This window comes from uncultured Allobosea sp., assembly GCF_945957345.1.
Lineage (GTDB): Bacteria > Pseudomonadota > Alphaproteobacteria > Rhizobiales > Beijerinckiaceae > Allobosea.
The window spans coordinates 1-25,149 of record NZ_CAMFKW010000028.1; the positions used below are offsets into that span (position 1 = coordinate 1).

A 25,149-nucleotide genomic window follows, 5' to 3' on the forward strand; every position below is an offset into this window, starting at 1 on the left:
CCAGCGTCGCGCCGCGCTCGATGCCGGCCGGGCTGTCGCAGATCACCCAGTCGAAATTCGCCTTGAGCGCGCCGATGACCGCTGCGACGCCTTCCGCTGTCAGATTGTCCTTGTCGCGGGTCTGCGAGGCGGGCAGCAGGTAGAGCGTCTCGACCCGCTTGTCGCGGATCAACGCCTGGGTGAGCTTGGCTTCGCCCTGGATGACGTTGACGAGGTCGTAGACCACGCGCCGCTCGGCGCCCATGACGAGATCGAGATTGCGCAGGCCGACGTCGAAATCGACGACCACGACCTTGTCCCCGCCCTGGGCGAGCGCGGCGCCGAGCGCGGCCGACGATGTCGTCTTGCCGACGCCGCCCTTGCCCGATGTGACGACGATGACCTTACCCATTGACCGCTCCTTCTGAACGTTGAGTGATGTGTGCGCCTCAGGCGAGCGCTTCGACCTTGAACGTTTCGCCGTCGAGCCAGATCTGCACCGGCTTGCCGCGGAATTCGGGACCCATGTCCTCGGCCGTCTTGTAGTAGCCGTCGATCGCGATCAGCTCGGCCTCGAGCTTGCGGCAGAAGATGCGCGCCGACGCATTGCCCATCGTGCCGGCCATCGCCCGCCCGCGCAGCGTGCCGTAGACATGGATCGAGCCACCGGCGACGATCTCGGCGCCGGACGCAACCGAACCGACGATGGTGACGTCGCCTTCAAGGAAGACCAGCGACTGGCCCGAGCGCACAGGCTGCGTCACGATGATCGACGGGACCGCCTTGGGCAGGTCCGGCATCACCGGCTCGGCGACGGCGACCTCGGTCTTGGCCGCCTCGGCGGCAGCGGCCGGAGGCTCGAAATCGGAGGTCGGGCGTCCATCGGCCATTGCCGGCGGCAGGTCCGAGCCGAGCATGGCGGGGGAGGCGCCCTCGATACCCATGATCCTGACCTGGCGCGCACCAAGCTGGCTGACGAAGGTGCGAAGCTGCGCCCGGTCGATGTCCAGTCCGGTGATGTCGAGCACCACGGGGCGCCGCAGGAAGAAGCCGGCGGAGCGCGAAGCGAGATCGTCGAGCCGCGCCAGCCAGTCCTCGAAGGGCAGCTCCGGGGTCAGCGTCAGCGCAAGATAGGACCGCCCCTTGAGGCGGATAGGCCGGGGTTGAGTTAACACGTCGGTTATCTTGGTAAATTTTCGGTTGCTTCGGTGTATCGAGGGAATGGTTAACAGGTGGTAAACCGCGCCTCCGATGAGGCTCTCTCGACACGCTCCGAGGGACGCTGTCCACATCTCGTTGGCAGGGATGAGGGCCACGAAAACGACGCAGATTCTGCTGCCGTCATGCTCGCCCTGGTGGCGAGCATCCACGTCCTGAACACGTCCCTCTACCAGTGAAGACGTGGATGGCCGGGACGAGTCCGGCCATGACGCAAGTGATTTGACGGCGCGATGCCGCCAGTCGATTCTACCCTTGGAACACTTCGGGATAGGCGTAGAGCCCCGGCGCGCCGCCCGTATGCCAGAACACGACGGTGTCGTCGGGGCCGATGGCGCCGCTTCGGACCTTTGCAATGAGCCCGGCCATCGCCTTTCCGGTATAGACCGGGTCGATGAGGATGCCCTCCGTCCGCGCGACCAGCTCAACGGCTTCGATCATCGCGGGCGTGGGCTGGCCATAGCCCGGGCCGACCTGCGAATCATCGATTTCCAGGGCGGCCTGCTTGCCCCGCTGCCGGCCTTCGAGCGCGTAGATGTCATTCACCAGCCCGGAGACGATGGCGCCTGCCTGCTCGGACGAGCGCGAGACGCTGACGCCCTGTACCCGGCAGCCAAGCCCGGCATCCTCGACGCCAGCGAGAATACCGGCATGGGTGCCACCGCTGCCCGTCGGCACGACGATATGATCGATGCTGATGCCTTCGGCTTTCGCCTGCCCAGCCATTTCCAGTAGGGCGTCGCGATAGGCGAGGCTGCCGAGTGCATTGGAACCGCCGACCGGGATGAAATAGGGGCGCTTCCTCTGCGCCTTCAGCTCGGCCACAGCTTCGTCAGCGATGGCGGTCGCATCGCCGCCGGGGGGGAACAGGCGAATCTCCGCGCCGAAAATCCGGTCGAGCAGCCAGTTGCCGTTGCTCCGATAGGATTCGCTACGGTCAGCCACCGAATCGGTCAGCAGCAGTACGCAGGCCAAACCATTCCGCGCGGCTGCCGCCGCGGTCTGGCGAGCATGGTTCGACTGGATCGCGCCCATGGTGACGAGCGTGTCAGCGCCCTGTTTCAAGGCTTCCGCAACGAGATATTCGAGCTTGCGCACCTTGTTGCCGCCGCCGGCGAAGCCGGTGCAGTCATCGCGCTTCATCCAGATCGAGGGGCCCTGGCCGTTGGGGCTGAGCGCCTCCGACAGGCGCGGGAGTTGCTCGAACGGCGTCGGCAGCAATGCCAGTCGGATCGTCTCGCGTCGGTTCATCCCGGCAGGCTCCCAGCTTTATGTCGCCATCGATGGCAGCCGCAGCATAGCGCGGCGCCGGAGATTCGCCGGGGCTGTCAGCGCATGCCTGGCGTGCAGTCTCGGCTTAAGGCTACAGCCGCCGCGAGAGGCGCGGGTCGAGCCGGTCGCGCAGGCCGTCGCCGAGCAGGTTCACCGCCAGCACGACCAGCGCGAGTGCGATCGCCGGGCAGAAGATCGTCCAGGGCGCGCGGGCGAGATAGAGCCGGCTCGACGCGATCATGTTGCCCCAGCTCGGCACCTCCGGCGGCACGCCGGCCCCGAGGAAGGAGAGCGAGGCTTCCACCAGGATCGCCGAGGCGCAGATATAGGTCGCCTGTACGATGAGCGGAGCGATCGTGCTCGGCATGATGTGGCGAAACAGGATGCGCGGTGTCTTGGCGCCGCAGGCGCGCGCGGCCTCGACGAAGGGCAGCTCCTTCACGCTGAGCACGATCGAGCGGACGAGCCGGACGACGCGCGGCAGTTCCGGGATCGAGATCGCGGCCACGACGATGGCGATGCTGCCCTGGTTGAGCGCGACCATGGCGATCGCGAGCAGGATTGCGGGGATCGCCATCAGCCCGTCCATCAGGCGCATGACGATGGCGTCGAAGCGGCGGTAATAGCCGGCGAAGAGGCCGATCGTCAGGCCGACCAGGATCGAGATCGTCGCGACGCTGAAGCCGACGATGAGCGAGACGCGGGCGCCGTAGACGGTGCGCGCGAAGACGTCCTGGCCGAGCTGGTCGGTGCCGAAGCGCAGGGCGGGGGAGGGCGGCTGCAGGCGTCGCGTCGGCAGCTTCAGCATGGGATCGCCGGCGATCAGCGGCGCGACGATGGCGACGCCCACGAAGAAGATCAGGATGGCGGCGCCGAGCAGCATCGTTGGGTTACGACGCGCGAAACTGCCGAACCGCGCGAGACGGTTGCCGGTGGCGGGAACGGGGACGGTGGGGGCGTCGATCGTTGTCATCGCTCGCGCCTCAATGCCGGATGCGGGGGTCGATGAGCGAATAGGACAGATCGACCGCGAGATTGATCAGCACATAGATGCCGGAGAAGACGAGGATCACGCCCTGGATGATCGGGTAGTCGCGCTTCGAGATCGCATCGACGACGAGGCGGCCGACGCCGGGAATGTTGAACACGGTCTCGGTGATCACAACGCCGCCGATCAGCAGGGCAACGCCGATGCCGATCACGGTGATGATCGGCACGCCGGCATTCTTCAGCGCATGCTTCATCAGCATGGTGCGCGCCGGCACGCCCTTGGCATTGGCGGTGCGGATATAGTCTTCCTCCAGCACCTCCAGCACCGAGGCTCGCGTCATACGTGCGATCAGCGCGACATAGGCGAGGCCAAGCGTCACCGTCGGCAGCACGAGATGGAGGAACCAGGGGCCGATGCCGTCGAGGATCGGCCGGTAACCCTGCACGGGCAGCCAGCGCAGCTCGATCGCGAAAATGTAGATCAGGCCGTAGCCGACCACGAAGGTCGGCATGGAGAAGCCGAGCACGGAAAAGCCCATCAGCAGGCGGTCGATCGGCCGGCCTGCCTTCCAGGCGGCGAGCACGCCGAGCGTCACCGCGATCGAGACGGCGAAGATCATGGTCAGCACGGCGACGGAGATCGTCGGTTCCAGGCGCTGCAGGATCAGGGTCGAGACGGGGGTGCTGGAGAAGATCGAGACGCCGAGATCGCCCTGGACCACGCGTAAGCCCCAGCGTCCGAACTGGACGAGCAGGGGATCGTCGAGTCCCAGCCGCTGGCGGATCGCCTCGATCTGCTGCGGCGTGGCGTAGTCGCCGGCGATGATCGCGGCCGGATCACCCGCCGAAAGATGCAGCAGGAGGAAGACGAAGATGCCCACCAGCGTCATCACCAGGATGGTCGATGCCAGGCGCTGTACGAGATAGCTCAGCATTGCGTCGTTCGTCCTCCGTCGGCTGGTTCATTCGTCGCGGGACGATGGGCCGATCCCGCTCGGACAAGGCGTTGCGTGCTCGCCCTCACGCCGCCGGCACGATCACCTGAAGACGGCTAGGCAAGCGGAGCCCGCGTAAGGGCGGGCTCCGCGTAAAGGCTCGCGATCGGGCCGGGATCAGCCCTTCTTCACGTTCCAGAACGGGATCAGCTCGGGCATGCCGATCAGGCCCGTCAGGTTGCGCAGCGCCGCCGGCTGGAACCACTGGCCGAAATAGGCATGGGGCACGAAATCCCAGGCGTTCTGCTGGATGTCGCGGGCGATCTGCTTGCGCTCCGCGTCCGACTGGGCACTGGCCCATTTGTCGCGCAATTGCTCGTGCAGTTCGTTGGTCGGCCAGCCGAACCAGCCCTTCTCGCCATTGGCGGCATGGCCGCTGAGCGAGACGGGATTGCCGAAGGCGTTGACCGAGCCGGAGGTGAAGAACACGTTCCAGCCGCCCTGGTCCGGCGCAGCCTTGACGGCGCGACGGGTGACGACGGCGCCCCAGTCGGAGGCTTGCAGCGAGACGTTGAAGCCGGCCTGGCGCATCCATTGCGCGATCAGGTTCGCTGCATTGTTCATATAGGCGATGTTGGTCGCCTGCAGCACGACGACCGGGCGCCCGTCATAGCCGGACTCCTTCACGAGCTGCTTCGCCTTCTCGATGTTCGGCGCGGTCTTGAACCAGTCGATATTGGCGTCGTTCTCCATAGGCGTGCCCATGCCGAACAGCGAGGAGCAGCCACGGAAATATTTCTCGTCGCCGAAGGTCGCCTTCATCACCTCGGTCGGGTGGATCAGGTGCAGCATGGCCTGGCGGGCCTTGACGTTGTTGAACGGTGGATGGAGCCAGTTCACGCGCGCCCAGCCGAGCTGGCCCTGCTTGTTGAGGACTTCAAGCTTGATGTCCTTTTCGCCGGCAAGCGAGTCGAGCAGATCGACGTTCGGATACTCGATCATGTCGATCTCGCCGGCCCGGATCGCGGCGATCGCGGTCGCCTCGTCGGCGATGTTCTCATAGACGACGCGGTCGACATTCACGACCTTGCCGCCCGAGGTCATCACGGCCGGCTCCGAGCGCGGCACGTAGTTCGGGTTCTTGTCGTAGACATAGCGCTGGCCCTGGACGACCGCGCCCTCGTTGAAGACGAAGGGTCCCGAGCCGAGGATCGTGCTGATCTGCTGGTTCGGGTCGGTCCCGGCCTCCTTCTCGCGCATGATGTAGCAGACATTGGTCGCAGCCTTGGCGAGCCACTCGACCACGAGCCCATAGGGCTCCTTCATCACGATCTGGAAGGTCTTGTCGTCCTTGATCGGCGTGTCGGCGAGGCGCGCCATCATATGCTGGCCGCCGCCGTCGCGGGCGCCCCAGCGTCGGATCGAGGCGACGCAGTCCTTGGCCGTGACCGGCGTGCCGTCCGTGAAGCGCAGGCCGTCGCGCAACTCGAACGTATAGGTCTTGCGGTCGTCCGAGAGCGACCATTTCGAGACCATCTGCGGCTGCGGCTCGAACTTGTCGTTCACGCCGAACAGCGTGTCGTAGACCATGCCTGCGTGGTAGGAGGTCATGTTCGCCGTCGTCCAGATCGGATCGAAGACGCGCAGATCGCCGTGCAGGACGGCCTTGAGCGTGCGGGCGGCGGAAGGCGTGGTCTGGGCGCGGATCGTGGCCGGTGCGGCGATGAGCGCGCCGGTTGCCAATCCACCCTGAACGAAACGTCGGCGTGTCGTGGTCATGTCGTTCTCCTCCTCGTTGCAGTGGGAGGGCCGCAGGCATTCGCCTCGTCTGGCCCTCATCGGGTCATGCTTCGTCTCTCCTGTTCCTTCCGGGTCGCTAGGCGTCAGACGACGAGCCGGCCCGGCGGGAGCGGATCATGCGGCCAAAGCGGCCGGTTGATCTTGCGATAGGGATATTTGCGCACGTCCAGATGCGAGGGCCCGCCGCCATCGGTGTAGATCACCTCGCTGGCGATCGGGCCGTAAGCGGCGTGGAAATGGTTGGTCGACTTGACCGAGACGATGCGCTTCTGCGTCGGGTCGATACCGACGCTGGTGAAGATCTCCAGCCCCAGCGCCTGCGTGCGGTGCGAGAGCAAAGAGACATCGATGCCGTCGATGCGGATGCCGACTGCATCGCCGATCGGCACCTTGGCGGTGCCGAAGCTCTGGGTGCCTCCGCGGACCGCGCCGAGAACCGTGACCTCGCCGTCGACCGGAGTGCCCGAGGTCGCGGCCGCCTTGCCACCGAAGCGTAGCGGAATCGTCGCGCCGACGCCGGCCGTCAGGCAGAACGCGACCGCGACCGGGTCCCAGACCGGGCCGACCGCCGCGTCGGTTATGCCGCGCTCGCGCAGGCGGTGGATGATGTTGGTATTGTCGGAGGCCGCGCCGCCGCCGGCGTTGTCGGTGGAATCCGCGATGACGCGGGGGCCGTTGGCGGCCCCGCCGAGCGCGCGATCGAGCGCCTCGTCGAGCGGCGTCACCGGCGGGGCGAACTGTCCCTTGAGCGAACGGAATTCCTCGCCGAGCTTCGCCGCGAGCGCATCGCCCTTCGCCTTGTCGTTGTCGGTGATGACGAGAACGCGGGTGCCGATCTCCGGCACGTCGCCTTGCTGGAAGCCATGCGCCAGCGAGACCGAGAGGACACCGTCCTTGCCTTCGAGCGCGCTCATCCGGTCGACGAAGGAGCGGCCGGGCTCGCGCGTCGTCGGCACCAGCTCGATCATCCGGCAATCGTAGAGCGACATCACCGGTTTGATCTCGCCACGGATCGTCCGGAGGATGATGTCGACCAGTTCCTCGGCCCGCTCGACGAAGTCGATATGCGGGTATTCCTTGTAGAGGATGATCGCGTCGGCGAGGCGCACGCGCTTCTCGGTCAGGTGGCAATGCGGGTCGAGCTCGACGCCGATCGGCACGGAGGGGCCGACGATGGCGCGGACATGCTCGAGGATGTCGCCTTCGCAATCGTCATAGCCATGCGCGACCATGGCGCCGTGCAGGCCGAGCAGCACGCCGTCGACCGGCAGCGCCGCCCTCAGCTGGACGAGAATCTCGTCACGCATCTCCTCGTAATCGGCCTTGGCGCAAGTGCCTGATGGCTCGGCCCAGAAGCAGGAGCCCTCGATCAGCTCGAAGCCATCGCGCTTGGCGCGTTGCCGCGCGACATAGAGCGGGGCCGTGGTGTGGGTCGCCCGATCGGGATGCTGGCCGGCCGGGAAATAGGCGGAAGCTTCGAAATTGGCCCGGGATGTCGGGATGGGGGAGAACGTATTCGTTTCGGTTGCGAGCGACGCAGCAAACAAGCGCATAAGCTACCCTTCCGACGATGTGACCGTCATGTTCGGTTGGCCGAGAAGGCCATGTCAAGCTGCAGCGCGAACGTGGGGTGTTGCAGCTGCAGCATCGATCGCGGTTTCACGTAATTGCGAATAAGAAGCCTTCTCATTTGCAATTATGGGTTCACCTTCAGCCGCGGGCTCCCGTCGAAGCCAGCGGCTATAGCGACAATTGCGAGCCGGCCTCCGCACAGCTCGCCTTGAGCGCCCTGAGGATCGCCTCCTCGTCCGTCGCGATGCCGTGGCGCTGCAGGCAGGGCACGAGGATCGCGGCTTCTGCATGCCCGCCGGGGCCGATGACCGGGCAGGCGATATCGGTCACCGCCATGATGTCGCGGCTGGCGGCGACGCGATGCCCGCGGGCGCGGATCTCTGCAAATATCCGCTCGGTATCGGCCGCTTCGAGGCGTCGCTTGTCGGTCTCCGAGGCCTCCCGCATGAGCTGGCGTCGGCGCGCCTCGCTCTGGAAGGCGAGGATGAGGAGGCCGGAATTGGCGTCGAGCGCGGGCCTGCCATAGCCGGGCCTGACGATGACGCTGGCATCGAGATGGCCCGAGGTCGTCGCCAGCACCACGGTCTGCGCCCGGCTCAGCACGACGAGATGCGCGACCTGTCCGCTCGCCTCGCTGAAGCGCTCCATCACCGGCAGTACGATCGAGGTGAGCTGGCGCCCGGCCGGCGTACGGATGCCGAGGTCAAACAGCCTTCGCGACAGCTCGAGCCGGTCCGTCCCTGCCTCGCGGGCGAGATAGCCGCGCTGCTGCAGGACGAAGACCATGCGGAAAATCTCGCTCTTCGAGCGGGCGAGGCGCTCGGCGATCTCGCGGGTCGAGAGCGGCTCGCCGACCTCGGCAAGGAGTTCGAGGATGTCGAGCCCCTTCTCCAGCGCTGGCGCCGCGTAGCTGCTCTTGTCTCCGGTCTCGGTATCGGGCAGTTCGCTCATGTCTATCTGTTTCATATATGAAGCTTGACATCAAATAAGAAACGAACCTAGCCTTCTCGTAAAGGGGAGGCTGATGGTACGATCGTCGGATCATATCGCAGGTTCTGGGGGCGTCGCGCCGCTGTCGCGAGGCATGCGGCCATGAAATATGGCCTGCAGTTCCGCGATGTCTTCGCCGCCTGGGAATCGATCCTCGACGGCGTCTGGATCACGCTGCTGCTCTCGGGTCTCGCGATGATCGGCGGGCTCGTCATCGGCATCGCCTGCGCCGCCGCCCGCGTCTATGGCTCGGCCTGGCTGCGCCGCATCGTCGGCACCTATGTGGAGGTCATTCGCAACACGCCGCTGCTGGTGCAGCTCTTCCTGATCTTCTTCGGCCTGCCCAGCTTCGGCATCAGGCTTGACGGGCTCACCGCCGCGATCATCGCGCTGGTCATCAATCTCGGCGCCTACACCACCGAGATCGTCCGCGCCGGGCTGGAGGCGGTGCCGAAGGCGCAGGTCGAGGCCGGCCATTCGCTTGGGCTCTCCGGTCTGCAGGTCTTCCGCTATGTCGTGATGTTTCCGGCGCTGAAGGCGATGTTCCCGGCGCTCGCCAGCCAGTTCGTGCTCTTGATGCTGGCGACCAGCGTCGTCTCGCAGATCTCGGTCGAGGACCTGTTCCATGTGGCCTCGATCGTGCAGTCGCGCACCTTCCGCGATTTCGAGGTCTATACCGTCATCGGCGTGCTCTATCTCGGGCTCGCCTTCGCCTTCCGTGGCCTGTTCGCGGGCATCTATTATTGGGCGTTCGTCAGGCGATGATCCGCGAATTCGGTCTCATCGACGTGATGTACCTGATCGCGGCGGCACGCTGGACGTTGGCGCTGACCGCGACCGCCTTCATCGGCGCATCGCTGATCGGCATCGTCATCGCCATCGCCCGCATCCTGCCCTTCGCGCCGCTGCGCTGGCTCGCGGCCGCCTATATCCACATCGTCCAGGGCACGCCGCTCCTAGTCTGGTTGTTTGTGATCTTCTTCGGCCTGCCGCTTGTCGGCATCTCCGTCAATCCATGGATCGCGGCGGCGACCGCCTTCTCGGTCTATGGCAGCGCCTTCCTCGGCGAGATCTGGCGCGGCGCGCTGGTCTCGATCGCCAGGACGCAATGGGAGGCCGGCGCCTCGCTCGGCCTCTCGCTCGGCGAGCAACTGCGCTACGTCATCGTGCCGCAATCGATCCGGGTCGCGATCCCGCCGACGGTCGGCTTCCTCGTCCAGCTCATCAAGAACACTTCGCTCGCGGCCGTGATCGGCTTCGTCGAGCTGACGCGCGAGGGCCAGCTCACGGCGGCCGGAACCTACAAGCCCTTCGCCGTCTACATCACCGTCGCCGCGATCTATTTCGCGATGTGCTTCCCCCTCTCGCAATGGAGCCGCTCGATCGAGCGGAAGCTCGATGTCGCTCGTTGAAATCCACGGGATCAACAAGAGCTACGGCTCGGTCCAGGTACTGAAGGACGTTTCGCTCGATATCGCCAAGGGCGAGGTCGTCGCCGTGATCGGCCGCTCAGGCTCGGGCAAGAGCACGATGCTCCGCTGCATCAACGGGCTGGAGCCGGTGCAAGCCGGGGTGATCCGCGTCGACGGCACGCAGGTCAACGATCCCGCGACCAACCTGCGCAAACTGCGCCAGGAAGTCGGCATCGTCTTCCAGAGCTTCAACCTGTTTCCGCACCTCTCGGTCTGCGACAACATCACGCTCGCCCCGCGCGTCGTGAAGAAGCAGGCGCCGCAGGCTGCCCGCGAGGTCGCGCGCGAGGTGCTCGCCCGCGTTGGGCTGGAGGACAAGCTCGACGCCTATCCCGCGCAGCTCTCCGGCGGCCAGCAGCAGCGCGTCGCCATCGCCCGCTCGCTCGCGATGCGGCCGAAGCTGATGCTGTTCGACGAGGTCACCTCCGCGCTCGATCCGGAACTGACCGGCGAGGTGCTCAAGGTGCTCGAATCCGTGGCGAAAGAGGGCATGACCATGATCCTCGTGACCCACGAAATGGGTTTCGCCCGCCGTTTCGGCTCGCGCGTCGTCTTCATGCATGAGGGCCGCATCCACGAGCAGGGACCTGCCGCCGCCGTCCTGGCTGAGCCGAAGACGCCTGAACTCCAGACCTTCCTCAGCGCGGTCCTGCACTGAGGCGGAACCAAAAACCAACATCAACGAGGGGAGAGAAGACGATGCGTTTACTGTTCGCAGGTTTAGCCGCCCTGGCCGTCGCCGCCTTCGGCGCCGCCGAGGCCAAGGCCGACAAGCTTCAGGACATCCTGTCCAAGGGCGTCGTCCGCATCGGCGTGCCGCTCGATGCGCCGCCCTTCGGTTCGCAGGACAAGGATCGCAAGGCGATCGGTTTTGATATCGAGATGGCCGAGATGGTCGCCAAGGGCCTCGGCGTGAAGCTGGAGATGCAGCAGATCACCGGCGCCAACCGCATCCCCTTCCTGATGACCGACAAGGTCGACATCGTCATCTCGGTGATGGGCCTGACGCCCGAACGCGCCAAGCAGATCCAGTTCACCGCGCCCTATGCCAACACCTTCCTCGCGGTTTACGGCGCGAAGAGCTCGACGGTGTCGAGCCCGGAGACGATCGGCTCGGCCCGCGTCGCCGCCGCCAAGGGCACGACGCAGGAGCTTGCGATCTCGGCCGCCGCGCCGAAGGCGAGCCTGATGCGCACCGAGGACGATGCGACGGCGGCAGCGGCCTACATCACCGGCCAGGCCGATCTCCTCGCCACCAACTCGATCGTGGCGCAGGCGCTGGCCAAGCAGAACCCGAACAAGGAATTCGAGCGCAAGTTCGTCATCCGCCGCAGCCCGGCCCATATGGGCGTGCAGATGGACCAGCATAACCTCGTGCGCTGGCTCGACGGCTTCATCTTCTTCAATACGATGAACGGCGAGCTCGACCGTCTGCACCGCAAATATCTGGACATGCCGATGGACCCGCTGCCGACGCTGTGAGGCGGCGGAGCAACGCGGAAAGCCTATCTACAAAGAGCGTGGGGAACCCCTTTTGTAAGGAGAGGGGTTCCCCACGCCTGGTCCTGCAACCAAACGCCTGACGTTATCGAGCCCGCCATGACCAGCTCCCGCCCCAAGCCGATCCCGCGCCCGTCCAGCGCCTTCCTCACCGTCGATCTCGATCGCGAGGGCAAGCAGACCGGCTTCCTGATGATCCCGCATTCGCCGCATGACGATGCCTGGGGCGCGACCCGCGTGCCGATCGCCGTGATCAAGAACGGCACCGGCCCGACCGTAATCATGGAAGGCGGCAACCATGGCGATGAATACGAGGGGCCGATCACGATCTGCGACCTGATCCGCGATCTCGATCCCGGTCGTGTCCAAGGCCGCCTCATCCTGATGCCGGCGAATAATGTTCATGCCGTCATGGCAGGCCAGCGCACCTCGCCGGTCGACGGGCTGAACTTCAATCGCACCTTCCCAGGCGATCCGCGCGGTACCATCACCCAGCAGATCTCGGCCTTCGTCAGCGACCACATCCTGCCGATTGGCGACGCCTTCCTCGACCTGCATTCCGGCGGCTCCTCGCTCGACATCATTCCGAGCGCCATCGTCGAGCCGACCGATGATCCCACCCTGCATAAGCGCAATGTCGCGGCCGTGCAGGCTTTCGACGCGCCGATGATGGTGGTCATCAGCAATCTCGGCGAGCCGCGCACCGCGACCGCCGCCGCTTGCCGCGCCGGGCTGGTCACGGTCGGCACGGAAATGGCGGGTGCGGGCACGGTGTCGCTCGAAGCGCTTTCGGTCTGCCGGCGCGGCGTCGCCAATGTGCTGGATCATCTCGGCGTCGTCGTCCGCGAAAAACCCGAGCCTAGGCGCGGTGACGGGCAGATCCTCGAACTGCCCGGCATCTCCGCTTATGTCTACGCGACGGCAGACGGCATCTTCGAACCCTTCCACGCCAACGGGACCAAGGTCAGCGCCGGCGAGCCGGCCGGCCGCATCCATTGCACCTGGGACCCGACGCGCCCGCCAGAGATCCTGCATTATGCTGCCGACGGCATTCTCTACGGCCGGCGCCAGCCGGGCCGCGTGAAGCCGGGCAATTGCTGCCTGATCGTGGCGGCGCCCTATCGCGGAACCCTGTAATGATCGCCCTCGATGATATCCGCGCCGCCCGCCAGCGCATCGCGCCCTACATCCGCAAAACCCCGACGCTGCCCTATGCGAACACGCGCGGCAGCGATTTCGGCGGCGATGTCACGCTGAAGCTCGAATTGCTGCAGGCCGCCGGCTCCTTCAAGGCGCGCGGGGCGATGAACCGTCTCCTGACCCTGTCGCAGGACGAACTGGCGCGCGGCGTCGTCACCGCCTCCGGAGGCAATCACGGCCTCGCCATCGCCCGCTCGGCCCATGTGCTCGGCGCCGACGCCACGATCTTCCTGCCGTCCAACGCGGCGCCGGACAAGATCGCCAAGCTGCGTGACTGGGGCGCCGACGTGCATATCGTCGGCGCGATCTGGGACGATGCCAATGCCGCGGCGCTGGCCCGCTCCCGCGAAACCGGCGCGACCTATGCCCATCCCTTCAGTGATCCGGTCGTCGTGGCCGGGCAGGGCACGCTCGGCCTCGATATCCTCGACGACATGCCCGATGTGGACGTCATCCTTGTCGCCATCGGCGGCGGCGGATTGATCACCGGCCTGTCGACGGCGGTGAAGGCGCTGCGGCCGCAAACCCGGATCATCGGCATCGAGCCGGTGGGATCGCCGACCTTGCATGCCTGCCTCGCCGCCGGCCGCCTCGTCGCGCTCGACAAGCTGGAGACACGCGTCGCCACCATGTCCTGCCGCCAGACCGATCAGGCGATCTATGAGGCGACGGCGCGCAATGTCGACGAGATCGTCCTGATCACCGATGCCGAGATGGAGCAGGCGGCGAAGGCGCTCTGGTTCGAGTTCGGCATCGCCGCCGACCTGTCGGGCGCGGCGGCGCTGGCGGCGCTCCAGTCGGGGCGCGTTGCGCTCTCCGGCGGCGAGAAGGTCTGCGCTCTGGTCTGCGGCGCCGGCACGGATGGCTGCCTGCCGGGTTAGGCGCGCGCTGCGTCGTTGAAGAAGCCGGGCGGGCCCATCTGGCCACCTTTCAGCACGATCTCGAGCCCATCGAGACGCGGATCGTCTGAATGGGCGCGGCAAAGCGGCGCGCCCGGCACGCAAGGCCCAAGATAGGACAGCCCCCAGAGCGGCAGAGCCCGGATCGCCATGGTCGAGGTATCGCCGCCCGCGACGACGAGCCGGCCGAGGCGGGCTTCGGCGATGATGGAGGCGAGCAGCGCTCCGGTCGCTTCGGCAACCGCACCGGATGCGGCCGGAGCGCCCTCAGGCTGTTCCGTCACCAGCATTACGTCGCCTTGAGCCAGTCGAGAGAGGGCGGTGTTGCGCAGTTCCGGTCCATATTTTTCGTCCGCGAGCAACCGCGCGGCATCGACCGACAGCATTGCGTAGCCTCGCGCCGCTTCGACCTGCGCGCGCGTCACCGGAGACAGGCTGCCAACGAGGGCGAGGACCGCTCCGGTGCCGCGATGCTTCGCTTCTGGAGCGCGGGGCAGAATGACGACCTTGTCATGTCCGGCTGCGAAGGCACGCGCGACCGAGCTCGCTCCCACCGCGAGCATCGGCCCGCTCTCCGACGACGTCGCAAGCAACGCGCCAATCGCTGCGAGATCGGCTTCGGCTGCAACATCGAACAGCACAGCAGCGTTCCCGTTCGGCAACGCTGCCTGTGCGACCGAACCACCGGCATAGGCGCGGTAATCGACGAGCCCGATATCCGCGAGCCCCTGCGCGGCAAGATGCCGACGCAGATCGGCTTCCGCCATCGGCGTCACCGGGTGGAGGCTCATCGTCGGGTGCCGGTCGATGCGGTGGATCGCGCCGTCGCCGCCGGCGGCGAACAGGTTTCCGAACAGGCAGAAGCGCCCGAGATTGGGCTGGCCGCCGAGGATCGGCATGAGCGGGTTCGGAAAGAACGGCTTCAGCGCCGCGACCGCCGCGCCGATGCTGCCGATATGAGGCGCGCTGTCGAAGGTCGAGCAGCATTTGTAATGCATCAGCCCGACGCCCCGTCCGGCGAAGAAGCGCCCGATCTCCGTCAGTTCCGCGGTGATCGCCTCCGGTGCCATGGCCCGGCTGGCGCCTGCAATTCCGATCGCGTCGAGCGGACCGGCGGCCGCGAGCTGTGCCTCGCTCGGCTGACGCAGGAAGAGCAGGGCGCGAAAGCCCCGTTCCGCCAGCGTCGCCAGCGTGTCGGTCGAGCCGGTGAAATCGTCGCCGTACCAGCCATAGAGAGGCATGGGCTTCGCGGTCACGGCGCCTTAGCTCGCCTTGCGGCCGAAAGTGTCGAGCGCCTGCTGCAATTCGGGGTGCGCGCGCGCCGTCTCGGCAATGGGCGTGCCCTCGGCCACGGCGGCCCAGGCCTGCCGGATGCTGGCGACACCGGCCTTTGGCCCGCCGGGATGGGCGAGGATGCCGCCGCCCGCCATGAACAGCAGGTCGTCATGGCCGATCGCGTCCCAGGTCGCCTGCGCCGTGCCGGCCCATTGCCCGGAGGAGAAGGCCGGCATCACCCGGTCGTCGGCGCCATCGGTCAACGGCGTGATGCAATCCCTTGCGGAGGCGACGACCTCCTCGTCCTCCTGTGCGAATTTCCCCTGCAAGCCGTGGACATGCATATGGTCGACGCCGGCCAGCCGCCACAGCACCTGATAGGCCTGGAAGCCGATGCCGAGCAGCGGATGGCGCGAGAAGGCGCCATAGCCGTTGCGATGGCCGTGCAGGGCGAGATCGGTCGAGCGGCGTAAGGTTTCGATCGCGGAGAAGCCGCACCAGTTCAGGCTTGCCATCACGCAGGAGCCGCTCTCGCGCTGCACGAGGTCGGCATGGCGGCGCATGGCGTCGGTCTCGTCGGTGATGTTGAAGGCGACCATGACATGCTTGCCGGTCCGGTCCTGATGCCGGCGCACCGCCGCCATCACCGCCGGGATGCGCTCGGCCAGTGGCGCATGCACCGGATCGGCCGAGATCTCATCATCCTTGATGAAGTCGAGCCCGGCCTCGCACAGGCTGGCGACGAGCTCGGCCGTCTGCGCGGCACTGAGGCCCACGTTGGGCTTGATGATCGAGCCGACGAGCGGCCCTTTCGCTGCACCGGTCAGGCGTCGCGTCCCGGCGATGCCTTGCGCCGGTAATGGGAAGCGCTGGCGGTAGGACCAGGGCAGGGCAATGCTTTCGAGCCTGAGGCCCGTGACCTCGCCGAGGTCGTAGAGATTGCCGGCGACGACGGCGGCCAGCGTTGCGAGATTGGCGCCGACATTGTCGACCGGGAAGGAGATCGTGACCCGTGCCCGCCGCCACGGCCCGCCGACGCCCTTCCGGGCAAGCCAGGCATTCGGCAGGCTGGGCTCGGTTGCGGGCTCCAGCTCGTCGATCCGCGTGACGACGGCCCGTGCGCGCTCGCGCAATTCGTCGGTCTCGCCGGCAACGCGCGCGAAGGTGCCACAGGACTGTTCGCCCGCCATCACCTCGGCGACCCTGGCCGGGTCGAGCGGGGTTTCGATGAGGTAGGTCGCTTCGAAGCGTTCGCTGGTCATGGGATCGGCGCGAACGGATATCAGGCCGCAGCCACAGCGAGCTTGCTCAGGTCCGGGAAGGGCCGCACCGGGTCCTTGCCGTCCCAGGTCTCGGAAGCCTCGCGGATCAGGCGGAACATCTCGCCCTTGGGGCCGGCGACCTCCGAGAGCTCGATCACCGTGCCCGGATGGTAATGCGTGTCGAAATAGACGAAGCGCCCGCGCTCGCCGACCTCGCCCGACATCACCGGCTTGAAGCCCTCGGCGACGAGCCGCTCCAGATCGGCGTCGTAGTCCGAGGTCCAGTAGGCGACATGCTGCAGGCCGGTCAGTCCCGCATCGGTGAAGTCCTTGTACATGGACGGCACGGCGTTGCGGCACTGGATCAATTCGATCTGGAGCGGGCCGGAATTGGCCAGCGCCACCGAGTTATGCGGCTCGTAGGTCTCGCTCTTGTAGCGGTAGTTCTTGATCGGGACCTTCGGGTTGTAGAAGAACGGCCCGACGCCCAGCACGCGGCTCCAGTAATCCATCGCCGCCTCGATATCCGGGACGACGTAGCCGGCCTGACGGATCTGGCCAAAGAAGCGGCTCATGGGCGTTGCTTTCTGAATATCAGGTTCTGAGGAAGCCGATGGAGATCCACGGCACGGCAGCGACGACGACGAGGCCGATGAGCAGGGCGAGGATGTAGCCCCAGATATATTTCAGGCCTTCGTCGGGATTGATCTTGCTGATCGCGCAGGCGCCGTAATAGCCGACGCCGAAGGGCGGGGCGAACAGCCCGATGCCCATCGCGAAGATCACGACCATCGAATAATGGACCTCGTGCACGCCGACCTGCTTGGCGATCGGGAAGACCAGCGGCCCGAACAGCACGATCGCCGGAATGCCCTCGAGCACGCTGCCGAGGATGGTGAAGGCGACGATCGAGATCGCGAGGAAGCCCCAGGCGCCACCGGGCACGGCGGCCATCGCTTGCGCCAGATCGCGCGAGAAGCCGGATTGCGTCAGGCCCCAGGCCATCGCGGTGGCGCAGCCGATGATGAAGATGATCGCGCCGGTGAGTGAGGCCGTCTCGACCAGCATCTTCGGCAGGCGGCGCCAGTCGAACTGGCGATAGAGCAGGATGCCCGCCAGCACCGCGTAGGCGATGCCGATAGTCGAGACTTCCGTGGCGGTAGCGACGCCCTCGACCACCGCGGCGCGGATGACGAAGGGCAGGGCGATGGCCGGCGCCGCGATCAAAGCGAGCTTGGCGATCTCGCGCTTCGGATAGCGCTTGACGTTGCTGAGATCCTCGTCCCGGCAGCGCCACCAGACGACGAAGCAGAGCGCCGCGCCCAGCACCACCGCCGGCAGCATGCCGCCGGTGAACAGGGCCGCGATCGAGACCCCGGTGACCGAGCCGATGGTGATCAGCACGATCGAGGGCGGGATCGTCTCGGTCTGTGCGCCGGTCGCCGAGAGCAGGGCGACGAGATCGCCGGGCTTGGCGCCGCGCTTCTGCATCTCCGGGAAGAGCACCGGCGCAATCGCGGCCATGTCGGCGATCTTCGAGCCGGAAATACCCGAGACGAGATACATCGCGCCGACCAGCACATAGGACAGGCCGCCGCGGACATGGCCGAGCAGGCTCGCCAGGAACTGGATCATGGCGCGTGCCATGCCGGTCATCTCGATCAGCGCGCCCAGGAAGATGAAGAGCGGCACGGCGAGCAGGATGAGATGGCTCATGCCCTCGTCGAGCCGGCCGACCATGACCAGCATCGGCGTCGAGGTGGTGCAGGCGAGATAGCCGAAGGTGGCGAGCGCGAAGGAAAAGGCGATCGGCACGCCGGAGAAGACGTTGAGTGCGACGACGCCGACGAAGAACACGATCAGGTTGAGCTTACCGAGCGGCTTGAGCGCTGGGCCGGCGAGCCAGAACAGCAGCACGAAGAGTGCGGTGAGCCCGATCGCGAGCAAGGCCGGCTTCAGCGACGAAAAGCGCAGCAGACGGCAGCAGGCCGCGATCAGCATCAGGCCGACGCCGACGGGAATGGCCGCCGCGCGCCAGGCATTGCTGATTTCCAGCGCCGGCGTGACGATGAAGTTCTCTTCCTCGGCATATTCGAGCGCATGCGGGATGATCAGGAGCAGGAAGGCGATCGAGGCGGTGATCGCGACCGCCTCCAGCAGCGCCCGCGTCTGCGGCGAGACGCGGGAGACGAGGCCGGTCATGCGCATATGCTCGCCGCGCCGGAGCGCGACGACCGCGCCGAGCATGGAGAGCCAGAGGAACAGGATCGAGGCGAGCTCGTCGGACCAGACCAGCGGTGCGTGGAAGACATAACGCGCCATGACGCCGGCCCCGAGGAGGACGATCTCGACCACGACCAGCACGGCCGCGACCGTCTCGACCAGGCCGCCGAGGCCACGGTCGAGATAGGCAGCGATACGGCCGACGCCGTTTGCAGGCATGGCGGCAGCGGGAACGGTCGCGCTATGGGCATCCATCGGGGGCGTTTCCTGTCTTGTGCTTTGAGGGCCTTATAGGCCCGCCCGCACCCCTCAGGCCAGCTTGCCGACGGCGTCTTCGAGCAGGCCCCAGGCCTCCTTGCCAAAGCGCTCCTGCCACTCCTTGTAGAAGCCGGCCTCGCGCAGCTTGGCGCGGAAGGAATCAGGGTCCGTCTTGTTGAAGCCGAGACCCTTGGATTGCAGGTCTGCCTGCACGGTCTCGTTGAGCTTCTTGATGTCGCCGCGCTGGGCGACGCCGGCATCATTGATGGCGCCCGCCACGATTTTCTGGACGTCCGGCGGCAGGCCGCGCCAGGCGCGCCCGTTGGCAATGAACCAGAACCCGTCCCAGATATGGTTGGAGACGGCGCAGCTCTTCTGGACTTCGTAGAGCTTGGCGACCTGGATGATCGGCAGCGGGTTCTCCTGCGCGTCGACGACCTTGGTTTGCAGCGCCGTATAGACCTCGGAGAACTGCAGGCTCGCCGGGGCGGCATCGAGCGCCTTGAACATCGAGATCGAGAGCGGGCTGACCGGCACGCGGATCTTGAGGCCGGCCATTTCCTTGGCGGTCTCGATCGCCTTGCCCGAAGTGGTCATCTGGCGGAAGCCGTTGTCCCACATCTTCTCGAAGGCATAGAGGTTCACCTTCGAGATCGCGTCGCGGACATGGGCGCCGAGCTTGCCGTCCATCGCCTTCCAGACCTGGTCGTAATCGGCGAAGGCGAAGCCGACCGCATTGATCGCCGCGACCGGGACCAGCGTGGCGATGACGAGGGCGGATGGCGTGAAGAAGGTGATGCCCCCGTTGCGCACCTGGCTCAGCATGTCGGTGTCGCCGCCGAGCTGGTTGTTCGGAAAGATCTTGATCTCGACCCGGCCGTTCGTCTCTTTGGCGACGCGCTCGGCCGCCTCCTGGGCGCGGATGTTGAGCGGATGGCTGAGCGGCAGGTTGTTGCCGTATTTCAGCTCGATCTCGGCGGCGCGCGCGATATGCGGCATGGCGATGAACGAGGCGGCAGGTGCCGCGGCGAGCGTACGCAGCACCGTGCGGCGCGTGAAGTTCGTCATAGTGATCCTCCCGGTATCGCTGATGCGATTTGATTGATTGCGGTCTTCTTGCCCTCAGATTAGGAAGCTGGAATGATGGTGGTCAAACTCAAATACTGATGCTTTTTGATGTGATTTCATGACGAATGCGTCGGGGAGAAACGGGAGCGGGGAAAGCCTCCAGCGTCGGCGCATGGCCCGTATCGCCGATGTCGCGGCACTGTCCGGCGCCTCGACCGCGACGGTCGACCGGGTGCTGAACCAGCGGCCGGGTGTGCGCGCCGCGACTGTCCAGCGCGTGCTGAAGGCGGCGAGCGAATTGGGCTATGTCCTCGATCCCGCCCTGCCGGCGCAGGCCTTCACGCCGATGCGGCTCGCCTTCCTGCTGCCGGCCGGCAGCAACCGTTTCCTCGCCATGCTGGGACGCCATATTGCCGAGGCGCAGGAGCAGCTCGCCTCCTTCAACATGCGCGCCCGCGTCGAGTTTATCGAGAGCTTCAAGCCGGAACTCCTCGCCCAGCAGCTTCGGCAGGTCGGGCGCGATGTCGACGGCATCGCCTTCATGGCGCTGGAGCATCCGGCCGTGCGCGAGGCGGTGAATGGCCTCGCCGAGCGCGGCGTGCCGGCGGTGACCCTGATCTCCGACATCGCCAATGCGCGCCGTGCCGCCTATGTCGGGCTCGACAACCGCTCGACCGGGCGCACGGCCGGCTATCTCGTCGCCCGCTTCATCGGTCGGCGCCCGGCCAAGGTCGCGATGATCGCCGGCAGCCTGAGCTACCGCGCGCATGAGGAGCGCGAGATGGGCTTCCTGCATCTGTTCGAGGAAATGTTCCCGCAGATCGAGGTCGTCGGCCTGCGCGAGGGGCTCGATGATGAGGGACGCAATTACCGCCAGGCCAAGGCCCTGCTCGCCCAGCATCCCGATCTCGCCGGCATCTACAATATCGGCGGCGGGCCGGAAGGCATCGCGCGTGCCTTGAAGGAGGCGGGCCGCCAGCAGGAGGTCGTCTTCGTCGGCCATGGCCTGACGCCCGCGACCCGCGCGCTCTTGCTCGACGGCACGATGGATGCGGTCATCACCCAGCATCCCCATGCGGCGCTGATGAGCTGCATCGCGATCTTCGCCAATCTGCGTGCCGGCCGCCCGGCCCTCGAGGGAACGGCGACGCCGAGCATCGAGATCATCCTGCGCGAGAACCTGCCTTAAGACACCGCGCATAGGCTTGCAATTCCGGAAACAAAGGGGGAACATGTGCGCATGTCCCTTCCGGATTCCGTCCTCAATCCGCCACCCGCGCGGCCCGATATCACGCGCATCGTCTGCCGCGGCGCCGCCCGGCACCTGCGCGAGCGCGGCTATGCAATCGTCAAGGAAATGACCTTCGCCAATGGCCGGCGCGGCGACATCGTCGCGCTTTCGCCCACGGGCGAACTCTGGGTCGTCGAGGTCAAGTCGGGCATCGCCGATTATCGCGTCGACGGCAAATGGCCGGATTATCGCGACTATTGCGACGGCTTCCTCTTCGCCGTCGCGCCCGAATTCCCGCGGGAGATCCTGCCCGACGATGTCGGGCTGATCGTCGCCGATGCCTATGGCGGCGAATTGCTGCGCGAGCCGCCGTGCCATCCCTTGAGCGCGGCGCGGCGCAAGATGCTGACCATTGCGCTGGCGCGGCTGGCTTCAAGCCGGCTCGCCCTGATCGAGGATCCCGAGGGCCTGGCCTGAGGCTGCGCCGTCAGCGCGGGGCGCGCTTGGCGAGGATGCGCTGCAGCGTGCGGCGATGCATGCCGAGGCGGCGCGCCGTCTCGGAGACATTGCGGCTGCATAACTCGTAGACGCGCTGGATATGCTCCCAGCGCACCCGGTCGGCCGACATCGGGTTTTCCGGCGGCTGCGGGCGGGCGTCGCGTTGCGCGGCGAGCGCGGCATGGATCTCATCGGCATCGGCCGGCTTGGCGAGGAAGTCGAAGGCGCCGAGCTTCACGGCGCTGACGGCGGTGGCGATATTGCCGTAGCCGGTCAGCACCACACCGCGTGCGTCGGGTCGGCGCTCCTTCAGGCGGGCGATGACGTCGAGCCCGTTGCCGTCGCCGAGGCGCAGGTCGATCACGGCGAAGGCCGGAGCGGCTTCCTCGACGGCGGCCATGCCGGCGGCGACGCTGTCGGCGATGCGGACCGCGTAGCCGCGGCCTTCCATGGCGCGGGCGAGCCGGGTCAGGAACGGCTTGTCGTCGTCGACCAGCAGAAGGGACATGTCGGCGGCCGGGTCGGGCCTGTCGGTTTCGCTCGCTGCGTCCTGCATCGTCTTCTCCTTGCCGCTTCTCGGCGCGCTGCGGCTGCGCGCATTAGGGTTTCACTTTGCCGTCAGGCGCACTGTGGAGCCCGCTCAGCCAGGTTCATGTAAGGCCGATGCGCCCGCCTGGGTACCCCCATCGACAGGCAGATCGGCTTCGAAATCGTCGCGGGACCAGCTGATTCGGATCGAGGCGCCGCTGGCGGGCGCCGGCCGGTTCGAGAATTCCAGCGTCGCGCCACCCCGCTCCAGCAGCGTCTTGGCGATGAAAAGCCCGAGCCCGAGACCCCCTCCGGCCCGGCCTTCGCCTGAGCCGCGAGAGAGATAGGGGTCGCCCGCCCGCATCAGCACATCTGGCGGGAAGCCCGGCCCGTCATCGGCGATCACCAGCACGACCTGATTGTGATTCCATTCCCCGGCAATCGTCACGGTCGAGCGCGCGAAATCGACGGCATTGTCGACGATATTGCCGAGGCCGTAGATCATGCCGGGATTGCGGCGGCAGACCGGCTCCGGCTTCTCGCCTGTCATGGTGATCTCGAAAGGCGTGCCGAAGGGCCGCTGCGGCCCGGCCGCTTCCTCGATCAGCAGGCGCAGAGTGAGCTGGCCGAGCGGGCCGGCATCCTCGTCCTGCAGGCTGGAGAGCTTGCCGAGGATGCCGCGACAGCGCTCGACCTGCTCGCGCAGCAGGGCGATATCCTCGGCCATCTCGCCGTCGGGCGGGGCGAGGCGGGTCAGTTCGCGGGCAACCAGCGCGATCGTGCCGAGCGGAGTGCCGAGCTCATGCGCTGCGGCAGCCGCAAGCCCGTCGAGCTGCGACAGATGCTGCTCGCGCGCCAGCACGAGTTCTGTCGCGGCAAGCGCGTCGGAGAGGTCGCGTGCCTCCTTGGCGACGCGCCAGGCATAGATGCCGGTAAAGCCGAGGCCCAGCACGAGCGCGACCCAGTTGCCGAGCTGGTAGAAGGCCGGCAGCACCGGCCGGTCGTCCCCGGCCCAGGGCAGGGGCAGGTGATAGCGGCTGAGCAGGGTTGCGAGTCCCATCGCCAGCAGGCCCAGCACCAGCGTGCGCTGCGGCGGCAGGGCCGTGGCCGAAATCATCACCGGCGCCAGGAACAGGATCGCGAACGGGTTCTGCAATCCACCGGTCATGAAGAGCAGGGCTGCGAGCTGGGCGATGTCGAAGCCGAGCAGGGCGGTCGCGGCCCTGTCGTTCAGGCGATGACTCAGCGGAAAGCGGATGCGCAGTGCGATATTGAGCCAGGCGGAGACCGCGATGACGCTGAAGCACCAGCCGAAGGGCAGGGGAAAGCCGAGCCCGAAATGCACGCCGGCAACCGCGAGGCTCTGCCCGGCGATGGCGAGCCAGCGCAGTCGCACAAGCGTATCGAGGCGCAGATGGCGGCTGGAACGCGCCAGAACCGGGGCGGAAAGGTCCGGAAAGCTCACGTTTCAAGTGTCTCCTGAGCGGCGCCGGCCGGTTGTTTTGGCTGCTTCATCCACATGGCAGGAAAATCTTAGCCTTTCGCCGGGTTGAATGAGAACAAAATCAACGTAAGGTGCGATGCTGCGTCGCATCATCATATGTTGCGACGCCGGAAGGACGATTGATCGTATGTACGGGGCTGCCATGTCGTTTGCCTACCATGCCTACGAAGCGGTTCACATGATGGTAAGCCCGGTGCGCGGGGTTTCGGATGCGATGCATCTGGCCTTCAAGAATCCGGCCAATCCGCTGACCTATACGCCGTTCGGCCGGACGGTCGCGGCATCCTGCGAATTGTTCGAGCGCGTCACGCGACGCTACGGAAAGCCGGCCTTCGGGCTCGACGAGACCACCATCAACGGCGTCAAGGTCGCCGTCGAGGAGCGTGTCGTCTGGGAGCGCCCCTTCTGCAAGCTGGTCTATTTCGACCGCAAGATCCAGGCGAGCCGCCGCAAGCCGCAGCCGAAGGTGCTGCTGGTCGCGCCGATGTCTGGCCATTACGCCACGCTGCTGCGCGGCACGGTCGAGGCCTTCCTGCCCGGTCATGAGGTCTACATCACCGATTGGGTCGATGCCCGCCTCGTGCCGCTTTCCGAGGGCCGTTTCGACCTCGACGACTACATCGACTACGTCATCGGCATGCTGCAGATGCTGGGTCCGGACACCCATGTCATGGCGATCTGCCAGCCATCCGTGCCGGTCATCGCCGCGATCGCCCGCATGGAGGCTGAATCGGACCCCTGCGCGCCGCGCTCGATGACGCTGATGGGCGGCCCGATCGACACCCGCCGCTCGCCGACCGCGGTCAACCAGCTTGCGATGGAGCGCGGTACGGACTGGTTCCGCCGCAACTGCATCACCGTCGTGCCGTTCCCGAGCCTCGGCGCGTTCCGGCAGGTCTATCCCGGCTTCATGCAGCTTTCGGGCTTCATGGCGATGAATATCGACCGCCACGTCACCGCCCATTACGACATGTTCAAGCACCTCGTCAGCGGTGACGGCGATTCCGCCGAGAAGCATCGCGATTTCTACGACGAGTACCTCGCGGTCATGGACCTGACTGCCGAGTTCTATCTCCAGACCGTCGACACCGTCTTCGTCCAGCATGCCCTGCCGAAGGGCGAGATGATGCATCGCGACAAGCCGGTCGACCTCACCGCCATCCGCCGCGTCGCGCTGATGACGGTCGAGGGCGAGATGGACGACATCTCCGGCGTCGGCCAGACCCAGGCTGCGCATGACCTCTGCGTCAACATCCCCGACGACAAGCGCGTCCATTATCTCCAGCCGAAGGTCGGCCATTACGGCGTCTTCAACGGCTCGCGCTTCCGCGCCGAGATCCAGCCGCGCATCTCCGACTTCATGGTCAGCCTCGACATGGAAGCGGCCAAGGGACGCCGGAACGAGAGTGCCGGTGAGCAGCGCAAGACGCTCAAGGTCGTCGGTTAAGGCACTTTCGTATCGCTCGCGAATCCCG

24 protein-coding genes are annotated in these 25,149 nt (G+C 66.4%); 9 read left to right on the top strand and 15 right to left on the bottom strand.

Annotation, left to right across the window (positions count from 1 at the left end; all coding sequences use genetic code 11):
• From Q0Q36_RS14835 to Q0Q36_RS14870, 8 genes are all read right to left on the bottom strand, one after another.
• On the bottom strand, positions 1–391 hold a 391-nt coding region (locus Q0Q36_RS14835; RefSeq protein WP_293798973.1), incomplete at its 3' end, for an AAA family ATPase.
• Between the two features lie 37 nt (positions 392–428).
• Entirely contained in the window at positions 429–1,163 is a 735-nt protein-coding gene (gene minC, locus Q0Q36_RS14840) for a septum site-determining protein MinC (RefSeq protein ID WP_293799055.1), read from the bottom strand.
• 283 nt (positions 1,164–1,446) lie between these two features.
• Positions 1,447–2,448, bottom strand: coding sequence for a D-cysteine desulfhydrase family protein (locus Q0Q36_RS14845; protein WP_293798974.1), 1,002 nt, complete (start codon positions 2,446–2,448; stop codon positions 1,447–1,449).
• Between the two features lie 112 nt (positions 2,449–2,560).
• On the bottom strand, positions 2,561–3,442 hold the full coding sequence (locus tag Q0Q36_RS14850; RefSeq protein ID WP_293798975.1) for an ABC transporter permease: 882 nt from the start codon (positions 3,440–3,442) through the stop codon (positions 2,561–2,563).
• Between the two features lie 10 nt (positions 3,443–3,452).
• Complete coding sequence (locus Q0Q36_RS14855) at positions 3,453–4,394, bottom strand: ABC transporter permease (protein ID WP_293798976.1); 942 nt, start codon at positions 4,392–4,394, stop codon at positions 3,453–3,455.
• A 177-nt stretch (positions 4,395–4,571) separates the two neighbouring features.
• On the bottom strand, positions 4,572–6,173 hold the full coding sequence (locus tag Q0Q36_RS14860) for an ABC transporter substrate-binding protein (RefSeq protein WP_293798977.1): 1,602 nt from the start codon (positions 6,171–6,173) through the stop codon (positions 4,572–4,574).
• Positions 6,174–6,277: 104 nt separating this feature from the next.
• The gene (locus Q0Q36_RS14865) at positions 6,278–7,747 is read right to left on the bottom strand and encodes a M81 family metallopeptidase (protein ID WP_293798978.1); all 1,470 of its coding nucleotides are present in this window, start codon (positions 7,745–7,747) and stop codon (positions 6,278–6,280) included.
• Between the two features lie 187 nt (positions 7,748–7,934).
• Positions 7,935–8,717 carry a helix-turn-helix domain-containing protein gene (locus Q0Q36_RS14870; protein ID WP_293798979.1) on the bottom strand — a complete coding sequence of 261 codons (783 nt, stop codon included), beginning with the start codon at positions 8,715–8,717 and terminating at the stop codon, positions 7,935–7,937.
• 141 nt (positions 8,718–8,858) lie between these two features.
• Here Q0Q36_RS14870 and Q0Q36_RS14875 point away from each other — a divergent pair, with 141 nt between their 5' ends.
• From Q0Q36_RS14875 to Q0Q36_RS14900, 6 genes are all read left to right on the top strand, one after another.
• Positions 8,859–9,521 carry an amino acid ABC transporter permease gene (locus Q0Q36_RS14875; protein WP_293798980.1) on the top strand — a complete coding sequence of 221 codons (663 nt, stop codon included), beginning with the start codon at positions 8,859–8,861 and terminating at the stop codon, positions 9,519–9,521.
• Complete coding sequence (locus Q0Q36_RS14880; protein ID WP_367187177.1) at positions 9,518–10,168, top strand: amino acid ABC transporter permease; 651 nt, start codon at positions 9,518–9,520, stop codon at positions 10,166–10,168. Before Q0Q36_RS14875 ends, Q0Q36_RS14880 begins: the two co-directional genes overlap by 4 nt.
• The gene (locus Q0Q36_RS14885; RefSeq protein ID WP_293798981.1) at positions 10,155–10,886 is read left to right on the top strand and encodes an amino acid ABC transporter ATP-binding protein; all 732 of its coding nucleotides are present in this window, start codon (positions 10,155–10,157) and stop codon (positions 10,884–10,886) included. Before Q0Q36_RS14880 ends, Q0Q36_RS14885 begins: the two co-directional genes overlap by 14 nt.
• 41 nt (positions 10,887–10,927) lie before the next feature.
• Positions 10,928–11,710: a transporter substrate-binding domain-containing protein gene (locus tag Q0Q36_RS14890; protein WP_293798982.1), complete on the top strand. Its 783-nt coding sequence runs from the start codon at positions 10,928–10,930 to the stop codon at positions 11,708–11,710.
• A 117-nt stretch (positions 11,711–11,827) separates the two neighbouring features.
• Positions 11,828–12,865 (top strand): succinylglutamate desuccinylase/aspartoacylase family protein, encoded by a 1,038-nt coding sequence (locus Q0Q36_RS14895; protein ID WP_293798983.1) that lies wholly within the window; start codon positions 11,828–11,830, stop codon positions 12,863–12,865.
• The gene (locus Q0Q36_RS14900) at positions 12,865–13,809 is read left to right on the top strand and encodes a threonine/serine dehydratase (RefSeq protein ID WP_293798984.1); all 945 of its coding nucleotides are present in this window, start codon (positions 12,865–12,867) and stop codon (positions 13,807–13,809) included. Before Q0Q36_RS14895 ends, Q0Q36_RS14900 begins: the two co-directional genes overlap by 1 nt.
• On the opposite strand, the gene Q0Q36_RS14905 is transcribed toward Q0Q36_RS14900, so the two are convergent.
• The 5 genes from Q0Q36_RS14905 to Q0Q36_RS14925 form a co-directional block, all read right to left on the bottom strand.
• On the bottom strand, positions 13,806–15,083 hold the full coding sequence (locus tag Q0Q36_RS14905) for a four-carbon acid sugar kinase family protein (RefSeq protein ID WP_293798985.1): 1,278 nt from the start codon (positions 15,081–15,083) through the stop codon (positions 13,806–13,808). The genes Q0Q36_RS14900 and Q0Q36_RS14905 overlap by 4 nt on opposite strands.
• A 6-nt stretch (positions 15,084–15,089) precedes the next feature.
• Entirely contained in the window at positions 15,090–16,364 is a 1,275-nt protein-coding gene (locus Q0Q36_RS14910; protein ID WP_293798986.1) for a ribulose-bisphosphate carboxylase large subunit family protein, read from the bottom strand.
• A gap of 20 nt (positions 16,365–16,384) precedes the next feature.
• On the bottom strand, positions 16,385–16,939 hold the full coding sequence (locus tag Q0Q36_RS14915; protein WP_293798987.1) for a VOC family protein: 555 nt from the start codon (positions 16,937–16,939) through the stop codon (positions 16,385–16,387).
• Between the two features lie 19 nt (positions 16,940–16,958).
• Positions 16,959–18,806 (bottom strand): TRAP transporter large permease subunit, encoded by a 1,848-nt coding sequence (locus Q0Q36_RS14920; protein WP_293799058.1) that lies wholly within the window; start codon positions 18,804–18,806, stop codon positions 16,959–16,961.
• Between the two features lie 90 nt (positions 18,807–18,896).
• A complete protein-coding gene (locus tag Q0Q36_RS14925) occupies positions 18,897–19,913 on the bottom strand; it encodes a TRAP transporter substrate-binding protein (protein WP_293798989.1) in 1,017 nt (338 codons plus the stop codon).
• A 172-nt stretch (positions 19,914–20,085) separates the two neighbouring features.
• Here Q0Q36_RS14925 and Q0Q36_RS14930 point away from each other — a divergent pair, with 172 nt between their 5' ends.
• Together Q0Q36_RS14930 and Q0Q36_RS14935 are read left to right on the top strand one after the other, a co-directional pair.
• Positions 20,086–21,102 carry a LacI family DNA-binding transcriptional regulator gene (locus Q0Q36_RS14930; RefSeq protein WP_293798990.1) on the top strand — a complete coding sequence of 339 codons (1,017 nt, stop codon included), beginning with the start codon at positions 20,086–20,088 and terminating at the stop codon, positions 21,100–21,102.
• A gap of 51 nt (positions 21,103–21,153) precedes the next feature.
• The gene (locus tag Q0Q36_RS14935) at positions 21,154–21,621 is read left to right on the top strand and encodes an MmcB family DNA repair protein (RefSeq protein WP_293798992.1); all 468 of its coding nucleotides are present in this window, start codon (positions 21,154–21,156) and stop codon (positions 21,619–21,621) included.
• 10 nt (positions 21,622–21,631) lie between these two features.
• Here Q0Q36_RS14935 and Q0Q36_RS14940 read toward each other — a convergent pair whose 3' ends face one another.
• Both Q0Q36_RS14940 and Q0Q36_RS14945 read right to left on the bottom strand, forming a co-directional pair.
• The gene (locus tag Q0Q36_RS14940) at positions 21,632–22,198 is read right to left on the bottom strand and encodes an ActR/PrrA/RegA family redox response regulator transcription factor (protein ID WP_293798993.1); all 567 of its coding nucleotides are present in this window, start codon (positions 22,196–22,198) and stop codon (positions 21,632–21,634) included.
• A gap of 84 nt (positions 22,199–22,282) precedes the next feature.
• Positions 22,283–23,635 carry an ActS/PrrB/RegB family redox-sensitive histidine kinase gene (locus tag Q0Q36_RS14945; protein ID WP_293798994.1) on the bottom strand — a complete coding sequence of 451 codons (1,353 nt, stop codon included), beginning with the start codon at positions 23,633–23,635 and terminating at the stop codon, positions 22,283–22,285.
• Between the two features lie 181 nt (positions 23,636–23,816).
• On the opposite strand from Q0Q36_RS14945, the gene Q0Q36_RS14950 reads away from it, so the two are divergent.
• Positions 23,817–25,121 (top strand): polyhydroxyalkanoate depolymerase, encoded by a 1,305-nt coding sequence (locus Q0Q36_RS14950; protein ID WP_293798995.1) that lies wholly within the window; start codon positions 23,817–23,819, stop codon positions 25,119–25,121.
• Positions 25,122–25,149: the final 28 nt, after the last annotated feature.

Excerpts from the sequence above, each read along its gene's own strand:
- Q0Q36_RS14885 (WP_293798981.1), top strand. The coding sequence starts at position 10,155 with ATGTCGCTCGTTGAAATCCACGGGATCAACAAGAGCTACGGCTCGGTC.
- Q0Q36_RS14910 (WP_293798986.1), bottom strand. The coding sequence starts at position 16,364 with ATGACCAGCGAACGCTTCGAAGCGACCTACCTCATCGAAACCCCGCTC.
- Q0Q36_RS14870 (WP_293798979.1), bottom strand. The coding sequence starts at position 8,717 with ATGAGCGAACTGCCCGATACCGAGACCGGAGACAAGAGCAGCTACGCG.
- Q0Q36_RS14850 (WP_293798975.1), bottom strand. The coding sequence starts at position 3,442 with ATGACAACGATCGACGCCCCCACCGTCCCCGTTCCCGCCACCGGCAAC.
- Q0Q36_RS14865 (WP_293798978.1), bottom strand. The coding sequence starts at position 7,747 with ATGCGCTTGTTTGCTGCGTCGCTCGCAACCGAAACGAATACGTTCTCC.
- Q0Q36_RS14915 (WP_293798987.1), bottom strand. The coding sequence starts at position 16,939 with ATGAGCCGCTTCTTTGGCCAGATCCGTCAGGCCGGCTACGTCGTCCCG.
- Q0Q36_RS14930 (WP_293798990.1), top strand. The coding sequence starts at position 20,086 with ATGGCCCGTATCGCCGATGTCGCGGCACTGTCCGGCGCCTCGACCGCG.
- Q0Q36_RS14890 (WP_293798982.1), top strand. The coding sequence starts at position 10,928 with ATGCGTTTACTGTTCGCAGGTTTAGCCGCCCTGGCCGTCGCCGCCTTC.
- Q0Q36_RS14900 (WP_293798984.1), top strand. The coding sequence starts at position 12,865 with ATGATCGCCCTCGATGATATCCGCGCCGCCCGCCAGCGCATCGCGCCC.
- Q0Q36_RS14875 (WP_293798980.1), top strand. The coding sequence starts at position 8,859 with ATGAAATATGGCCTGCAGTTCCGCGATGTCTTCGCCGCCTGGGAATCG.
- Q0Q36_RS14845 (WP_293798974.1), bottom strand. The coding sequence starts at position 2,448 with ATGAACCGACGCGAGACGATCCGACTGGCATTGCTGCCGACGCCGTTC.
- Q0Q36_RS14925 (WP_293798989.1), bottom strand. The coding sequence starts at position 19,913 with ATGACGAACTTCACGCGCCGCACGGTGCTGCGTACGCTCGCCGCGGCA.
- Q0Q36_RS14935 (WP_293798992.1), top strand. The coding sequence starts at position 21,154 with ATGTCCCTTCCGGATTCCGTCCTCAATCCGCCACCCGCGCGGCCCGAT.
- Q0Q36_RS14880 (WP_367187177.1), top strand. The coding sequence starts at position 9,518 with ATGATCCGCGAATTCGGTCTCATCGACGTGATGTACCTGATCGCGGCG.
- Q0Q36_RS14860 (WP_293798977.1), bottom strand. The coding sequence starts at position 6,173 with ATGACCACGACACGCCGACGTTTCGTTCAGGGTGGATTGGCAACCGGC.
- Q0Q36_RS14895 (WP_293798983.1), top strand. The coding sequence starts at position 11,828 with ATGACCAGCTCCCGCCCCAAGCCGATCCCGCGCCCGTCCAGCGCCTTC.
- Q0Q36_RS14950 (WP_293798995.1), top strand. The coding sequence starts at position 23,817 with ATGTCGTTTGCCTACCATGCCTACGAAGCGGTTCACATGATGGTAAGC.
- Q0Q36_RS14920 (WP_293799058.1), bottom strand. The coding sequence starts at position 18,806 with ATGCCTGCAAACGGCGTCGGCCGTATCGCTGCCTATCTCGACCGTGGC.
- Q0Q36_RS14940 (WP_293798993.1), bottom strand. The coding sequence starts at position 22,198 with ATGCAGGACGCAGCGAGCGAAACCGACAGGCCCGACCCGGCCGCCGAC.
- Q0Q36_RS14855 (WP_293798976.1), bottom strand. The coding sequence starts at position 4,394 with ATGCTGAGCTATCTCGTACAGCGCCTGGCATCGACCATCCTGGTGATG.